The 16,457-nt window shown below is 64.8% G+C and carries 9 protein-coding genes; 6 read left to right on the top strand and 3 right to left on the bottom strand.

All coding sequences use genetic code 11. The features are described 5' to 3' along the window. Window positions 1-1,089: 1,089 nt before the first annotated feature. Together BBK82_RS26590 and BBK82_RS26595 are read left to right on the top strand one after the other, a co-directional pair. Complete coding sequence (locus BBK82_RS26590; RefSeq protein ID WP_170067966.1) at window positions 1,090-2,397, top strand: NB-ARC domain-containing protein; 1,308 nt, start codon at window positions 1,090-1,092, stop codon at window positions 2,395-2,397. Between the two features lie 18 nt (window positions 2,398-2,415). Continuing rightward, a complete protein-coding gene (locus BBK82_RS26595) occupies window positions 2,416-3,822 on the top strand; it encodes a hypothetical protein (RefSeq protein ID WP_154697516.1) in 1,407 nt (468 codons plus the stop codon). 937 nt (window positions 3,823-4,759) lie between these two features. On the opposite strand, the gene BBK82_RS26600 is transcribed toward BBK82_RS26595, so the two are convergent. Both BBK82_RS26600 and BBK82_RS26605 read right to left on the bottom strand, forming a co-directional pair. Then, a complete protein-coding gene (locus BBK82_RS26600; protein WP_065917457.1) occupies window positions 4,760-5,296 on the bottom strand; it encodes a hypothetical protein in 537 nt (178 codons plus the stop codon). Window positions 5,297-5,317: 21 nt separating this feature from the next. Beyond that, window positions 5,318-5,926, bottom strand: a complete 609-nt coding sequence (locus BBK82_RS26605) for a hypothetical protein (RefSeq protein ID WP_154697517.1) — start codon at window positions 5,924-5,926, stop codon at window positions 5,318-5,320. A gap of 380 nt (window positions 5,927-6,306) precedes the next feature. On the opposite strand from BBK82_RS26605, the gene BBK82_RS26610 reads away from it, so the two are divergent. Further along, a complete protein-coding gene (locus BBK82_RS26610; protein WP_083268165.1) occupies window positions 6,307-9,576 on the top strand; it encodes a BTAD domain-containing putative transcriptional regulator in 3,270 nt (1,089 codons plus the stop codon). Here BBK82_RS26610 and BBK82_RS47780 read toward each other — a convergent pair. After that, window positions 9,461-10,360, bottom strand: coding sequence for a serine/threonine-protein kinase (locus tag BBK82_RS47780; RefSeq protein WP_071812679.1), 900 nt, complete (start codon window positions 10,358-10,360; stop codon window positions 9,461-9,463). The two genes, BBK82_RS26610 and BBK82_RS47780, sit on opposite strands and share 116 nt — an antisense overlap. Window positions 10,361-10,418: 58 nt before the next feature. On the opposite strand from BBK82_RS47780, the gene BBK82_RS26620 reads away from it, so the two are divergent. The 3 genes from BBK82_RS26620 to BBK82_RS26630 are packed head-to-tail and all read left to right on the top strand — an operon-like array spanning window position 10,419 to window position 16,450. Next, the gene (locus tag BBK82_RS26620) at window positions 10,419-12,008 is read left to right on the top strand and encodes a PD-(D/E)XK nuclease family protein (protein ID WP_065917461.1); all 1,590 of its coding nucleotides are present in this window, start codon (window positions 10,419-10,421) and stop codon (window positions 12,006-12,008) included. Continuing rightward, window positions 12,001-13,041 (top strand): pPIWI_RE_Y domain-containing protein, encoded by a 1,041-nt coding sequence (locus tag BBK82_RS26625; RefSeq protein WP_065917462.1) that lies wholly within the window; start codon window positions 12,001-12,003, stop codon window positions 13,039-13,041. The genes BBK82_RS26620 and BBK82_RS26625 overlap by 8 nt, the downstream gene beginning before the upstream one ends. Window positions 13,042-13,057: 16 nt before the next feature. Continuing rightward, window positions 13,058-16,450, top strand: a complete 3,393-nt coding sequence (locus BBK82_RS26630; protein WP_218920343.1) for a pPIWI_RE_Z domain-containing protein — start codon at window positions 13,058-13,060, stop codon at window positions 16,448-16,450. Window positions 16,451-16,457 lie beyond the last annotated feature (7 nt).

The following is a 16,457-nucleotide window of genomic DNA, read 5'->3' on the forward strand; positions in this document are numbered from 1 at the left end:
ATCTCGAAGTCGGCGGCGAAACCGTTGTACGCGACGAGGGTGTCAGCACCCTCCGAGTACCCCCGCAGGTCCTGCAGCACCTGCGCGGCGGGCACCTTGCCCGACTCGTACCGGGCTCTGACCGAGGTGGACCGCAGGTGGTCTTCCCACTCCCCGTCCGGCAAGGCAACCCACGCGTCAAACCTCGGGGCGTCCTCGACCCAGGTCCGGTCGGCCGACAACCGAACCGCGCCGATCTGGTAGATGCGACGATCCTTGCCGGATCCCTGAGAACTCGGCCGGACCACTGCTTCCACGTCGATGACGATCGCTCGGGGGACAGCACGTTGTTCGACAGGCGCAGAGTCGAGGTGTGTGCGGTCGGCGGCGCGCGATGCGGACCGCAGAGTTCCGCCGTCATCCACCAGAAGCCCGAGGTGGACGGCCGCAGTTACGATCTTCCGCAATCTTTGAGCGGTCAGGCCAGGCCAGGTGACGCGCGCTCGGGTGAGCAACTCGGCCTCGCCGCAAGGACCCTGGTCCGCGATCAAGTGCGCAACACGTTCTTCCCGAGAGTTGGTCATGTCATCGTTTCCGCTGCTCGACTCGTACCGAGCGTTCGCCGCTGCCCAGAACGGCCGCGCTCGACGCGGATAGCAGGGAAAAGCCCCTGGTGGGCGCGAGCTGCAGAGCTCGGCGACCGTGTGTCTGGCCGGCGCGAAGTCCTCGGATCCTGAGCTTGCTCGGGTGCACGTTTGGAATTCGAGTCGAGATGATCTGTCGTTACACCGAGTCGTAACTGGCTGCTTGGGGGCCCCGATGCTCCGCACCGCGATCGTTGTGGTTGACGCCGTGGAGGGCAGCCGCGCTGACGCCACGACAACCAGGAGGTGCACACGGACTTGGCGGCACAGAGAGGCTGAGTTGTACGGCCCGCGTGGAATTCGAGGCTTTCGGCTCGCTGCTCTAGTGGTTGTGAAGGACCCGCCCTGCATCGTCCACGTGACTTGGAATCGGTCTCGCGTGTCGTCGTAGTAACTCGTCAGCGCTGAGCAGCGATCTTCACGTAGTTGTGATTGATGCGGCGCGGATCTGCGGAGGATGCCGGCAATGAAATTTCGGGCGGGGTTGAAGGTCGCCGCGCTGGCAGTGGTCGTCGGGTTCGTCCTGCCGTTGATGACGAACATCGCATCGAACGCGCTTCCTCCTGCGGTTGAGCCCTACCGATGGCTTGCATGGCCGCTGTCCGGGATGTTGGCAGTCGTGTACATCGTGGCCGAGGTCCGCCGAAACCGGCGTCAGGGAGATGAGGCGGTTCCAGGCCAGAGGACCAAGCCTGATCCTCCGCCGGTTCCGGACTTGCATGAGGAACCGCCGGATTCTTGGACTCACCGCGCGGCGGTGGATCACGGTGAGATCTTCGGCGTGGACAAAGTGCTGACAAGACTGGGTGCATCTCTGGTTAACGATGCCGGCGATTGGGTCATCAGCATTTTTGGTGAGGGCGGATCCGGAAAGACCACCTTGGCCTATGAATTGGTCAAGCAGCACGCTCAGCGAGGCGGCTTCACACGGATAGCCTGGGTCTCGGCCAAGTCGAGTCATCTCGGTTCAACGGGTGATGTCGGCAGGACCAGGCAGTCCGAAAACCACTGGCATGACATGCTTGTCGAGGTTTCTCGTCAGCTCGCCTTCGGCATCGATGCCAACCCCGCGCACATTGAGCAGCGCTTCGCCCAAGCATTGAGCTCGCTAGACCCAGGCGTACGGTGCTTGATTGTGGTCGACAACCTGGAGACTGTCTCAGACGTGGAACGGGCACTCAGCTTCATCGCTACCTCGTCCGCGCTGCGCCCGCACAAGGTGGTCATCACGACCCGCGTGTCCACTGCAAAGTCATCCGATTCGGTGCAAGAGATCCAATGGCGCGGCTTAACCAGCGAGGCGGCCAAGCAGTTCGCCCGCCATCTGGCTATGGTCGAACCCGGCTTCACGCCGACTGCGGAGGAACTGGGCGAAGTGGTGGAGATAAGCGGCGGCATCCCGCTGCTGATTAAGCTGATGATGAAGCTTGCGATCGTTGACGCCCGACCCGTGAGTCATGTGGTTCGCCAACTCAGGAGCAAGACCACCGATCTCGGCGGCAGAGTCGGTGTATACCTGTACGCGCAAGCCGTAGACGCGCTGTCGGAGAAAGTTGGAGAAGTCGCCGCGGTCAACGTGATGAACGTGTTCTGTTGCCGTGCGTCAGGAGAGTCCTTTACCCGGGAGGAGTTCTACAAGCTCAGCCGCATCCCGGACGAAGGCCACTTCGACCACGCCCTGGCGGCTGCGCGAAACCTCGCACTTGTCCGCAGCATCGACGGCAACAAGAAGTTCACGGTACATCCGTTGCTGCGGCAGTTCGTGTGCGAGTAGGAAGCCGAGGGGCGACTCATGGACCACGAAAGTGTGACCAGATGGAAGCAGCGGTTCGCCGCAGGCCGGAACCAAGCCTTCTGGGCAACCAACACCCGCATGCTCACCGATGATGCACGCGACAACCGTGGTGAAGATCTGCGGAGCAAGCTGAAGAACTTCACCTACTGGGCTGAGTACAGCGCGAAGCACCCAGAGGCAACCAACGCGGACATGCTCGCGGACTTCGTGGAGGACCTGAGCAGGATTGCTGGGAACTACGGTGCACTCGACGAAGCAGACGTGATCACGGCGCTTGATCACGCGATCGAGATGCGTCAACGTGACAACGGTCCGACGTCGGCGCTGCACCGGGCGAAGGCTCGATACCTGTCGACGCTGCAACTTGAGCACGAGGGGCGTGAGCCCGCGCTTGTCGCGGCGTTGAACGACGCGGAAGAAGGTACGGCTGAGTGGGGCGATGTCGTCGTCGACTACACCTGGCTGCATCTCGACGTGAGCCGGTACGACCGTGCAATGGAGATGATCGATCGGCTACGAACTGCCATGCCGGAGGACCTATTCGAGCGGAAGTATCGATGTGCGCACCTGACCATGTCGGCCGTGGCGCTGTTCACTTCATTCAAGGATCTGCGAAAATCCAAGGAATTGCTCGAACAGGCTTGTGGATATGAGGCCAACGCGCGAAACGATTTAGATCTGTGCAGATGGCTGGCGACTGCGTTTCACTACCGTGCTCGCATCGCCGAGGTTCAGCGTGACTTCGCAAAAGCCATCTCGCTCTACCTGCGCGGCAAAGAGCTCCAAGATAGATGCCCAGAGCACCTGAAGTCGGTGGGTTACATCCACCTCAGATTGTCGGAACCGCTCCTGGCGGTCGGGCTACTCGGCCCTGCTAGACAACACCTCGACGCTGCTTACCGCATGTTCCTGCTCTCTGCAGATCACAGCTCCGGTCGGCTTCAAGTCGAGCTTGGTTTCGCGGCTCTCAGCGCGGCCGAAGGTGACTTCGGCGGAGCGTTCGACACAGTTCAGCGAAGTAGACGCAAGTGTCGTGACGTTGACTTTTGGCGGGGTGAACTGCTGTGCCTTGGCTTCCAGTTAGCGTTACAAGTGCGTCGACGCCAAGTGTCCTCGATACTGGGCACTTTGATCGACATCCTTCGCACGATTCGAGGTGGGGAGCTGGGCCGGAATAACGTCGTCCGGCTCTTCGGGAAGCTTCCTGTCGTGCTCCCCATCGTCGTGCGCCGGATGTCCTCGCGATTGCTGCGCGAAGATGGCACCAAGCCCGCGATTTTGTCGCGATGCCCCTGCAGCCTGCATGAGGCAGGCAGTGATAGGCAGTCTCCTCGAAAATCTAGGCAAGACGGCCTGGGCATACGCGGAGGCAGGTGTCCGGCGCGGCGTCACCTTCGTCTATAGCAACTCCGTTGCTCCACACCTTCTCGGTCATGGACGCGCACCCTTCCAATCCGGACGCGCTGCGGGTATCAGCTCGCTCTCTGCTTGGACACGCGGTGGTGGCGTTTAACCTCAACACCAACTCCGAACATCGCGGACCTCTACTGCAACGCTGCCAAGGCACTGATTGGTCTGTTCCTGCTGACCTCGGCGACAGGGGCGACCTGACGAACAATGAGCCAGGTTTACTACCACATTTACGACCGAGGCCTTGAGGTCGGAGGACGGCGGACACCCTAGAGACTCCGGTCTGCCCAGGTCATAGGCGTCCGCGGTGAGGATTATGGCAAGACCAAACCCCGTGACCTCTTCGGTAGGGGCGAAGAGATCACGCGCTGGATGGGTGACAACCCGCTGACCTGCGGATTCGAGGTCCGCAGACCTGAGGTTGTCAGGGCAGTTCTGCCCTACGCAACGCAGACGGCCTGCCGATGGATTCCATCGGCAGGCCGTCTGATCAGGTAAAACACACTGTGGGCGATACTGGGATCGAACCAGTGACCTCTTCGGTGTGAACGGGTCCTGTCGGGTGTCATGTGGTCTGGTCAGTCTCAGTATTTGTGTCCTGAACTGCATGAATTACCTGATCGCCTCTCAGGGAGGTCTCGGCATCTCACTGGTAGCCGGTCGTTTCAGCTACCAGATTTACTACCGGTCTGAGGCGGGCGCTGGTCGCGGCAGGCGCGCATATTGGTCTAGGCATCGCGCTTTGGCCGGTGCGCCTGCTGCGTTTGGCGCGGCGATTGCTGGCCTCGTCGGTTCAGCAACGGGCTGCCGCCGCTTGCACACCCTCCGAAGGGCCGCAGTCTCACACTGAGGCTCGGTGCTATGTCGTGGGTCCGCCGCCAAGGCGGCGGACCCACGAGTCATCGGTCGTTCTCAGGTCTGGGGCTGTCGCTCACTCCAGTTGTCCGAGATCGATCAACGGAGAAAAGTCGGCGGGCCGGCGGCGGGAAAGCAGGTTCAGCGCTGTGACTAGGGATTCGATTGATGCTGCTCTGATGGCCGTGACCGTCATTTCACCGAAGTCAGTGTCGAGACCCGCATCTTGATCGTCACCGATTCGGCGGATCTTCAGCTTGGGTACCTGAAAGGTGTCCTCAAGGGAGCTGCGGATCAGTCCGATGTTGCGGCTGACGTCGCCGCTCTGCTCTGCGCTGACCTGGATCCGTCGCGATACGCCTCGAAGGTCGGCGGCATCCAGAGCGAATTCCGCGAGCAGTGGCGCGATGTCGTCCCAGTGTGCAGCAATTCCGTCGATCCGTCCCTGCAGACGCCGGGCGTCCGAGGCCACGTTGACCTTCCAACAGCCGACCGTGGCCGTGATGTACTTCCGGCTCGTTACTCGCCAGGTCGGCAGAGTGTGCGAATCATCGTGCTGAGCCGCAGCTTCAACAGGCGCGCCGTCATCTTGATCGGCGTCATTGTCGATCACGAGCTGGGCTCGTTCGGCAGATCAGGTCGCTGCGTTCGCCACGACCAAGGGGCCGACGTTCACGCCCTCGAGTGAGGTCGCCATGGCTTCGAGCCGCTCAAGGGACATCATCGAACCGATGTGTGTCCACAACGCGCGCTTTGCGATCGAGCCCGGATCGGACAGCAGGTAGGGCAGCAGAACTGCGAGTTCGCTGTCGGACATCCGCCCGGTTGACTCAGGTACGTCCAGCGACTCGTCGTCTGATGAGTCGAAGTGCAGCAGTTCTGCCGCTCGGTTCAGCCGAAGTGCAGCGTCGAAGGTGAAAGTGGCGCTGGTGCGCTCCTGAAAGGACCGAAGGAACCGCTGGCTGATGCCGCCCTCGCCGACTTCCGGGGTCGTGCCCTGGATGAGCGACGCGGCGTCTTCGAGCGTGAGCAGCCCTCGGCCGCCCTTCACGAGATTGGTTTGAACCAGGCGCACCAGAGGCTCTTCGGCGCGGCTCGGGGACGCTCCGAAACTCGCCGGAGCTGCCACTTCGGACAGCGCTGCTACATCAGTGAGGAGGACGCGTTGCTCTTCGAGGACTTGCTGCAGCACGCTCTCCGCGTCGCCGGACGGTTCTGCTGAGGAGCCGATCGACACCCTCATCGGTTCGTGTAGCGAGTGCGCGTACTTCGTCCGTTGTGGAGCGCCTTAGTCAGTTGCGGATGAAGACGGGCACCACCGCAGTGGCGTCAGTAGAGCAGAAGATGCTTCCGGCTCAACGCGTAAAATTCGATGTGACCTCGAATGATTCTGTTTTCGAGTTGGGCAGATCATGGTCGTTGGGACTGGTTCGCGCTCAGGTGGAATTGTCGCGCTGGGTAGTCGTCAGGTCAGGGTGTTGTGCTTCTGCAGGCGTGCCGAAGGCCCGTTGTCTGTGTGACCAACGGGCCTTCGGTGTGAGGAGAGCGATCAACCGATCTGATCAGGCATCGCCCGCACTTCGACCTCTGCGAAGTGTCGCCACGTATCACTCGATCGAGTGAATGATGCACGAGACGGTGTGTTGCTTCCAGAACGGCCGCATAGCGCTGTTAAGGGAAGCGGTCTACCTCCTCTGGCGGCGCCGCAGCGACGTGCATCGGCGGATCACCACGGTCTTCGTCTGTCGGCCGGGGTTGGCGGGAGTGACCTCTGGCCTGCGGGAACCCCTTTTCGGCACGCCGCGCGGGGGCCAGGACCGCTTGAGGCGCTTGCCGTTGGAGCAGGTCGCCCTGGTGTTCGTCATGGTTCGTCTCCTGGAGATTCCTGGGAATTCACCGACCGATGCGGGATTGGACCACGTCTTCCGGCCGGTTCGGAGCGGAGCTTGGCACACCTGCCGCCATCCGGGCCGACGGCGAGCATGGGTGAAGTATGGGTTGAGACTTTGGGCGCCGGCAGCAGAATCTGTTTGTGCCAGTCGCCGGCCTGTCGGCACGGCAGTCCTACCCGTAGGAGAAGCAGTGCGGATTGATTTGCTCGGGCAGTTCACCGTTCACCGGGACGAAACAATGGTCGTCATCAGGCCTCAGCACCGGGTCGTGCTCGTGATCGCGGTGCTCTCGCCCGGCCAGGCGGCGCCGAACGACCGGATCTCCAACGCCCTGTGGCCGGGCGGACCTTCGAAGTCGGTACCCGACGTGACCCGGGAACTGCGCGAAGCCCTGCCCGAAGTCAGGCAGGTGCTCAACGTCAAGGGGAAGTGCGTGCTGCAGCTCAACCCCGATGACGTCGACATCCTCCGGGTCAGGCGCAACGTGACCGCGGCCAAGTTCACGGTCGAGCGCGAGCGACTGGAACTGCTCCGAGCCGCGGTGGCGGAGTGGCAGGGACCGCCCTTGACGGGCCCTGAGTGGGACGGCTACGACCTGGCAGCGGAACGGAAGCAGCTGGATGAGGAGTGGTTGAGCACCACCGTCGACTTCCTCCACGCCCTTCAGGACTGCGAGGAGGACCTGGAGTTCGACAGGGAGCTCCACAAGGCCCTGGACCAATGGCCGGGTGCGCATGGCCTGGTCACCCTCAAGGTGAAGACCCTCATCAACTCGGGCAGGTCGTCCGAGGCGGTGCGGTTCCTCCAGGACTGCATTCGTGATCACGGTGACGACCGCGGTCGACTGGAGGAGCTGATGAACGAACTGACTCTGCCCGGCTCTGCCCAGCTCGAACCGGTCGTGCCGAAGCAACTCCCTGGGCAGCACGTGCACCTGCACGGCCGTGGACCGCTCGAGCAGGAACTGGACGCACGCCTGCTCGGCGTGAACGAGCGCAGTGCCCCGGTCGTGGTGCTCCACGGCATGGCGGGGGTGGGCAAGTCCCAGCTCGCGAGGTCGTGGGCGGATTCGAGGAGCGAACACTTCGCCGGCGGGATCCTCCACGCCGAGATGCGGGGGTTCGGTCCGAAGGAAGCTGCCCGGCCTCAGGAGGTGCTCGAACAGTTCCTCGTCGAACTGGGGGTGTCCTCGCCCGTTCGCACGCTGGACGGGATGATCTCCACCTTCCGCACGGTGACCGCAGGGAGGAACCTGCTCGTCGTCTTGGACGACGCCCGCGACGCCGACCAAGTTCGACCGCTTCTGCCAGGGATCGGCTGCGCCGCCCTGCTCACCAGCAGGATGCGCCTCGACGGCCTCGTAGTGCACGAGGGAGCTGTCCAGTGCCTGGTCGAGCCGTTCGATGAGAAAACGGCGTGTGACGTCCTCATGCGCCTCGCGCATCTCCGCACTGACAGCAATCCGCTGGTGGAGGACATTGTCTGCTTCACCGGCGGACTTGCCCTCGCGCTCGCGATCGTCGCCGCTGTGATCAAGACCCGGCCGGAGGCCGACGGAGTACTCCGGGGCATCCGCGATGGCTTGCGGGAGCAGCGGACCCGCCTGGACACGTTGAAGCTGGAGGGGGACGAGAACCTGGACATGCGTGCGGTCCTGTCGTACTCGTATGACCACCTGAGTGCCGAGGCCAAGACCTTGCTCTGCCTCATCGCCCACCACCCCGGCCCGACCATCAGCTCGGCCGCGATCTCCGCCATCGCCGAGCCCGATGCGAGGACCAGGATCGGCGAACTCACCGCACTTCATCTCGTCGAGGAACCCGAGTTCGAGCGGTTCCGCGTCCACGACCTGATCCGGACGTTCGCGCTGGAGCAGACCGACGTGCTGGACGGCCAGGCGCGGGATCGGACCAGCCAACGCCTGCTGAGTCACCTGCTGCGGAACGCGTGGACCTGCGATCAGGTGCTGGTACCCGGCCGTAGGCTGCCGGTCGATGTTTCTGCCAACCTCCCCGTCGTCCGAGTCGACACGATCGATCAGGCGACCCGGTGGTTCGAGCAGGAGCAGAAGACGATCAGCATGGCCGTCGACCACGCCGTTGAGATCGGCGACGACCACCACACCTGGCTGCTCGCAGCCGCCTTCGCCACCTACCTGTGGCACCGCGATCACTACCACGAGGCGGAGCGCATCCTGGAACACGCGGGAAAGGCGGTGGAGCGGCTGCGCAAGGACGGTGGCGCGGGCGCGGTACCGACAGCGGCGGACGAAGCCTTCGTGTATAGGCTCCTGGCGGGCTCCCGTCGTGGGATGCGGTCACCCAAAGCTCAAGGCGCGCAGGCCAGGGCCATCCAGCTGAGCCGGGCCGCGGGGGACCACTACGGGGTGGCCTACGGGCACATCGGGCTGGCTGTACTGCGAGCCGAGGAGAACGACTTCGCCGCTGCGGTGTCCGAGTACCTGTTGGCTTTGGAGGTCTTCCGCGAACTCGGCGAGCGGCTGGGCGAGGCGGATGCTCTTTCCGGTCTGGCGATGGCGCTCGTCGACCTCGGTCGATTCACCGAGGCCGGCGAGCGCGTGAGGGCGGCGCTGGCGATCTACGAAAAGGATCTCGACGTCAACGCTCGGGCCAACGCCATGGTGATCCTGGGGAGGGTGCACGCCGGGGAAGGCAACCTCGGTCGTGCCGCGGCCGTGTTCGACACCGCCGTCGCCGAGTACCGGAAGCTGGACCGGGCCAACCGCGAGGCGCCGGCCCAGGTGCACCTGGGCGAAGTCCTGTTCGCGGATCACCGAGTGGTCGAAGGACAGGCGGCTCTCGACCGCGCGCGCGAGCTCTATTCGGCCCTGGCGGACGAGAAGGGGCTCGCCCAGGTCGAAAGGCTCACGACGACATGGGGACACGCTCCTGGCGCTGGAGTCGCTCCCACCACCAACGCATCGGGTCGTGGCTCAGCCTCGGCGGAGCGGGGAAAGGGTCGTCCGGCAGCACCGCGCTGAGCTCATCGCGGACCTCGGCCGCCGCGGGGCGATCCGCCGGATCCCATTCGAGCATCGCGATGCAGAGCCGTCTCACAATAGGGTCGACGTTCACGAGCTTGTCGATCGGAATCGGGCGACGAGCCATCGCGTAACCGGTCTCGTTGATGAACGGAAACTCCATGGTCAACATTCGGAACAGCAAGCACCCAGCGGAAAAGATGTCGAGGCTGGGTTCGACGACTCCATGCGAGGCAGCTTCCGGTGGGAGGTAGCCAAAAGTGCCCGCGAGTGTTTCTGGGACTTCACCGGCGGGTGTGGAACTTCCGAGGTCGATCAGCGTGACCACGCCCCGCCGGGAGATCAACGCGTTCTCGAGCTTGACGTCCCGGTGCACGAAGCCGAATGCGTGGACCTGTTGCAGGACGGTGCACAACTGTACAAGCACCGCAGCGGAGCGAAGCGAGGACACGGGCTGCGTCCGGTCCACGAACTCGGCGAGGTCGAATCCGTCGACGCGTTCCATGACGAAGTAGGTGCGCCCGAGATGTTCGCCGAAATCAAGAAGAGTTATGACACCGCTGATTTTGTCGAGTGAAGTTCCCAGGCTGAATTCGTGGAGCGCGCCCTTGCCGTCGAGGACATAGTCGTTGGTGGACTCCAGATATCGTGGATGCTGGATCTTAAGAGCCAGGACGGCTTTTGAGCGCCGATCCAGAACTTCGTACACCTCTCCGCCGGTGCCTTCGCCCAATTCGCGGCGGACCTGGTAATGCTCGCCGATTACATGACCTGGCGTGAACACGGTGAACGCTCCGTTTCCGAAATTTCTCTCAGTGCGAATCTACTTGAAAGGTGTGCACATGACTGCGTGGCAGCCGCCTGACGGCGTGTCAGGCGACTACTCCTCCATCAAGGTCTCCGTAGGCATGCTCGGGCCGCCTCGCTTTCGTTGCCCCGCCCGTGACGCGATGGCGTCGCGGCAGGGGTTGCGCGCCGAAGCAGTGGTCCGCTGGAAGCCGGAGCACCTCGAAGACTTCGCGAACGGTCCGTTCATGCGGGCGATGGACCTGATCGAGCTCCATCGAAGGCCAGCGGACCAGGCGTTGCGGACGGCCTGCGCGTCGACGGTGCCTGGTCGAGTGGTCCACGCATCCGTCGAACAGTGGGCCGCGCACGGGGTGTTCGAGTACCTGAGAGCCTTCGCCGACGACGCCGAGGTGGTGCCGGTGAAGGAGAACTGGCGCTATTTCAGGGAATGGAGCGTCCCCGACCAACGGGGTGCCAAGCGGTACGCGATCTCGGTGTGGGGACGGTGCTACACCTCGCGGGACCACCGCCTCCGCGAGCTCCGGCTACTCACCAACCGGGCGAACGGGCGAGCGAGGACGGAGGCGGAAGTCGCTGTCGCGGCGTTGGTCCTCGCTTCGGCACTGCCCCGGCCACTCCCGGAACGCGTGCGGATCCGGCAGTTCGCGCTGCTCGACGGTACGACGACCACCTTGTTCGACGGTTCGAGGCAGGCCGCACTCGACCTCTACGAGGTGGCGGGGAAGCCCGCGCTGGCAGGCATCGTGGACGCACCTGGCGGCCTCGACTACCGGCCTGGGGCGACCTGTGCGGACTGTCCGTTCGCGGCGGTGTGCCCTGCCCTGCCGCGGTACGCGGGCGTGCTCGGTGTGCGGGACGACCGCCGACCGCGGCGGACGTGGTCCCCGACGACCAGCCGTTCCTACCGGCGCTGTCCCGCGCAGGAGTTCTCCCGCAGGCAGCGACTACCGCTGGACCAGTCCGTCGAACGAGGAGACTCCGCCGAGCGCGGCCGGGCCGTGCACCGGTACCTGGAGAACCTCCACGGCCCCGGTTCAGCCGCAGTCTGCGGCTCCAGGATCCCGGGCAACTGGGTCCCCGCCGAGTTCGACCTGCCTGCCGGAGAACGAGAATTGGGCGCGGAGTTGCTTCGACACCACGCCGAGGTGTGCCCGCTCAAGCTCGTGTCGTCGCCGGCCGATGTACGGGTGGAGCCGGACATCGTCTTCCACGACACCGCCGCGGACACCGTGGTGCTGGCGAAGCCGGACCTGCTCTACCGCGACCGGGGCGGGTGGGTGTGGCGTGAGGTCAAGACTTCGACTTCGACCGTGAGGCCGTCCCGGTGGTTCGACTACTACCCGCAGCTGGCGCTGGCCGTGGTCATCGCGGCACACGGCCACCTCGGGCCAGGTCGCTGCAGGGTCGAACTCGAGGTCCTGCGACCGTCCGGAGTGGACCTCGTCATGTTCGACCCGGCTACCCCACGGGTCGTCGAGGAGGCGGAGTCCTCTTTGCGGGACCAGTTCCGGCCTTGGCACCTGGACGACCGATTCGTGCCGAAACCCGGTGGCCACTGCCGCTCCTGCGAGGTTTCGCGGTGGTGCACCGCGGCTGAGGGAGGAAGCACCGACGATGACTAGGTCCACGGCCGACGCTGTCGGCCTTCTCACGCAGATCGCCCGTGGTGTGGTCGCGTTGTCCGCGCACAGCGATCGTGGCGGCGCGACGCCTCCGCCCTACCCGCACGAGATGCAGAGCGCCCTCGACCAACTGGTGTTGTGGGCACTGCGGAAGAACCACACCCCGCCGGCGGGTGTCCCGGATCTCGTCTTCTTGTGCACCGGGCGAACTCTCGCACAGTGGGCGGCGATGGGCATCGGCGGAATCACCGAGCCCACGCAACGGCTCGTTCATGGGGTGGCACAGGTACCCACACGAGCGTGCTTGGAGATCACCGGTCAGGCCGAGTTCGCCGACCGCCTGTTCGCCGCGGCCGTCGCGGAGCTCGATGCCGCTGATGTCGCCCGCGCACGGGCGTTCCTGGAACGCAACGTGGTGATGAGCAACACCGGGCACCTCGACCTCATGAACCTCGATCCGAGGTCGATGACGGCGGTCAAGGCCGTCCGCCACCTCTACGAGCCCGTGCCGGCCCGGTTGACCTCGGCCGGTGAGATCGCTCTGTGCCCCACCTGTCGGCTCCCTGCCCTCTCCGCTGAACTCCCCGAGCACGGCACCGTCTGGTGTGAAGCCGAAGTCTGCCCTCGTGACAAGCCGGTGACAGACATCCTGGGAGCAGGGGATGTCCTGCTGCTCCACCGGGCACTGCGGTTGTTCCTCGCACTTCCCAGTCTGGTGGAACGGAGTTGCGTCGAACGGCTGCGGGACGCGGGCACGCCTCTGTTGCGGCGCAGCACCGGCACCTACACGAGCCGTCTCGGTGGGACCGACGTTGTGATCCGCTTCTACGACCGCACCTGCGCCACCCACTTGGCCTGGCAGGTGGTCAGGGATCTGGTCACCGTCGCGGTGCTTCCGGAGACCGCCCTCGACCACCGGTTCCGCCGGACTTTCGAGAGCTCCTTGCCCGACGACACGGACATCAGCCTGCTCTCGGACGAAGAACTCGTCCTCTGGGCGACCGAGGAGGAGAAGGCTAATGCGAAGCGGTAAGCGCATCCTCGCGCCCTTGATCGATGAACTGCGGAAGAAGGGAGGGCTCCGTCGCAAGGACGCCGAGCGTCTGTGCGAAGTCGAACTCGGGTTGTACCTGCTTTCGAAGATCGCACCCACCGAGCCGGCGGTCAGCGCCTGGACCCTGTTCAGCGGTTACCCCTACGCCGCGACGCGCGGCCTCACCGCGGTCCCTGGGGCGGCGGAGGCGGTGCGATCGGGGAGGTTCACCCTGTGGACGTTGTCCAGGCGGAGCTCCTGGCTCGAAGCCATGCAGCACTACCGGAACCTGCGCTCGAGCGTACGCGCGTTCGGCATCCCCTCCAACGATTGCGCCGCGACAGTGCTGCCCACGACGGGGATCGGCGACGACCGCTGGGGCCGCTACGACGCGCTGCTCGGCGACGCGCCGCCGTTCGAGGGCGAACCGCCCACTTTCGCCTCTGCGGGTGTGCACCGCTTTCCAGTCGGCAGAAGTAATCGCAGAGTGGTCCTGCCGGACGTGTCGGCATTCGACCGACCCGATGGGCATGACCTGCACCGCAAACAGGTCAACGGAGGGAAGCCGATCGAGATCCTTTGGGAGGAGCTCGAAGCCACCGCCGAGGCGATGGACGACCACGAAGACATCTGGATCGCCGACGAGTCCCATCACGGCAGGTGGGTGGAACGCCTCAGCGAGGTGGAGTTGTTCCTGCCCTCGGGGAAGAGCTTTCGCAAGAGACGACCGAACGAGAAGTTCACGATCGACCGGCTCCAGCACCTGCTAGGCATAGTCGGTGCGGGGAAGAGCACGCTCCGCGACGTCCTGACTGTCCACCTGGTCAACCTGGGCCTGCGTGTCACAGTGGTGGTCGGCGACGTCGCCGAGGTGCTGAAGCTCGTCAGGTTGTACAAGCTCCACACAGACGGCTCGGCGGCTCCCGTTCTGGGCGCGACAGGGAAGGACCGCCACGCACGGCGGCTGCACCGCAGGTCCACCGGGCGGGGGAAGCAGAACCTGCTGGCGCACGACGATCAAGGATTCGACTACCTGAGCACGTCCTGTGCCCTCAACGCCTTGCTGGACGACGACGAAGAACCACTGGCGTTCAACCAGGCTCCCTGCACCCGGCTCGAGGCGAAGAGGAAGACCGACGAGGACGCTTCGCACCCCGCCTGGGTGCGAGGCAAGCGCGTGTGCCCGTTCTGGTCGAGGTGTCCTCGCCATCGGAGTTCCCACGAGCTCGTGGAGGCCGCCGCGTGGGTGGCCACACCGGCAGGGCTCGTCGATGCTCGGGTTCCGTGGGCCCAGAACGGCGAACGAGTGCGCTACCTGGAACTGGCGTGCAGGCGCAGCGACCTGGTCATCGTGGACGAAGCGGACCGGGTGCAGATCAACTTGGACGAGCTCTTCGCTCCGGCCGCGCCGCTGATCGGCGTCGGGGACAGCCGGTCGCTCTGGGACGACCTGATGAAGCACAAGACCAACCAGCTCCAGGAAGGCTGGCGCACACAGCTGTCCAACTCGGACGTCGAGAAGTGGACGGCCGCCGTCAACACGATCACCAGCGCCACCGATCGCCTCTACGCGATGCTCGTGGGCAACGAGGAGTTGAGGGAATGGGTGCGGGTCGGCTACTTCAGTTCCTGGACCCTGCAGCTCCGGTTGATCGAGGAGCGGTACCCCGCGATGGCCAGGGCCGAGGGCAACCCGGTCGACCGCCTCACCCGGTTGCTCGACCAACTGCGGGACAACCCGTTCGGCGACCGGCGGCGCGCCGAGGTGCCGCGGCTGATCGCGCTGATCGCCGAGCTGCTGCACACCCAGGACGAGGACTACACCCGCGAGAAGCTGAGAGACGAGGTGGCGCGGATCTTCGACCTCTCTCCCGAGGTGGAACGTCGGCGGAGATTGGACGCGGCACGTGGCCAGCAGCCTTCGCCAAAGGGGAAGCAGAAGCGGTCCAAGCAACCGCTGGACGCCGAAACCTGGATGGAACTCATGGCGGAGCGGTTCGAGTTCACGTTGCTGCTGTGCGCGCTGGAACCCAAGTTGGCGCTGATGAACACGATGTGGCCACGAGTGGAGTCGGTGCTCAAACTCGATTTCAACGAGATGTACCAACGGCCGCGCGACTACGGTCCGATGGTCCCGGAGTCGCCGATGGGCAATCTGCTCGGCTTCCAGTTCATCCCCCGCGGTCGCGCCGAGGAGGGCGTGCAGAGCGGCGAGCTGCGGTACTTCCGGTGCAGCGGGGTTGGGCGTGAACTGCTCCTACGCATACCGGAAATCCCGGAGGCCGACGGGCATCCGCCGACCAACCTGCTGTTGATGTCCGGTAGCAGCTGGGCTGCTACCTCCAGTCGATACCACATCCAGGTACCGGTGGGGATGATCATCAAACCGCCGGCGGCGAAGGTGAGGGCGGTCACGCGTGGCACCCAGATGCGCGTGGAACTGCTGAAGGGCAACAACGGTGTGCCGCTGAGGGTGTCGGGAGCAGGTGTGCTGCAACGCCCCGAGGTCCTCCGCCGGATGGCGGTGAAGCTCGGGGAGGATGACCACGGCGGTAGCAGACTCCAGCGCGAGCTCCTCTCGCTGCCCGAGAAGCGGCGGCGGATTCTGCTCCTGGTCGGTTCCTACGAGGAGGCCGCGCTCGTCGCGGACACCCTGCACACCCTGAGCCTTCGCTGGCGGGGACAGGTGGTCCGCCTCGTCTCGGACGACTACGAGACGACCGATGACCCCGCGGGCGACGACAGCCGCGCGCCCATCCTGCGCCGAGGCGACGTCGACACCCTCTTCGCGACATCGGCCCAGATCCTCGTGGCACCACTGCTCGCCGTCGAGCGTGGGCACAACATTCTGAACGAGGACCAGGTAGCGGCCATCGGCACGGTCTACTTCCTCGCCCGGCCGAATCCACGCCCTGACGACCTCAGACTCGCCGTGCACACCGTCAACGACTGGATCCTGCGGTTCGTTGCAGAGCCGACCGGCTTTGCGAAGGTGCTGCGCGGCGCGACCAGTCTCGCCGAGGGCGCGGCCGAGGTCCGCGCGCTGGGCCGGAAGGAATGGTACGCAGCGCTTGGCCGGCCCGTGGCCTGGAGCCGCCTCGGTACTCGGCTGGACCCGGTGACCTGGGACCTGCTCGTCCTCATCTGGCAGGTCATCGGACGCCTGGTGCGTGGTGGGGTGCCCGCCAAGGTCGTGTTCGTCGACGCGGCGTTCGTCCCGATGCACGCCGAGAGGCGGACCGCGGAAGAGACACGTGAGACGAGTCTTTTGGTCAACATCCACCACGTGCTCGACCAGTACCTCCGTCCGGGCAGCACCCACAGCGCCGACGAGCGCTTCATCGTGAAAGCCCTCTACCAGCCGCTGTGGTCCGCGCTGGGTGCGTGCCTGGGTTCCCTCACCGACTAGGAGGAAG

It is taken from the genome of Lentzea guizhouensis (genome assembly GCF_001701025.1).
GTDB lineage: Bacteria > Actinomycetota > Actinomycetes > Mycobacteriales > Pseudonocardiaceae > Lentzea > Lentzea guizhouensis.

Excerpts from the sequence above, each read along its gene's own strand:
- BBK82_RS26610 (WP_083268165.1), top strand. The coding sequence starts at position 6,307 with ATGATGCACGAGACGGTGTGTTGCTTCCAGAACGGCCGCATAGCGCTG.
- BBK82_RS26590 (WP_170067966.1), top strand. The coding sequence starts at position 1,090 with ATGAAATTTCGGGCGGGGTTGAAGGTCGCCGCGCTGGCAGTGGTCGTC.
- BBK82_RS26595 (WP_154697516.1), top strand. The coding sequence starts at position 2,416 with ATGGACCACGAAAGTGTGACCAGATGGAAGCAGCGGTTCGCCGCAGGC.
- BBK82_RS26620 (WP_065917461.1), top strand. The coding sequence starts at position 10,419 with ATGACTGCGTGGCAGCCGCCTGACGGCGTGTCAGGCGACTACTCCTCC.
- BBK82_RS26605 (WP_154697517.1), bottom strand. The coding sequence starts at position 5,926 with ATGAGGGTGTCGATCGGCTCCTCAGCAGAACCGTCCGGCGACGCGGAG.
- BBK82_RS26625 (WP_065917462.1), top strand. The coding sequence starts at position 12,001 with ATGACTAGGTCCACGGCCGACGCTGTCGGCCTTCTCACGCAGATCGCC.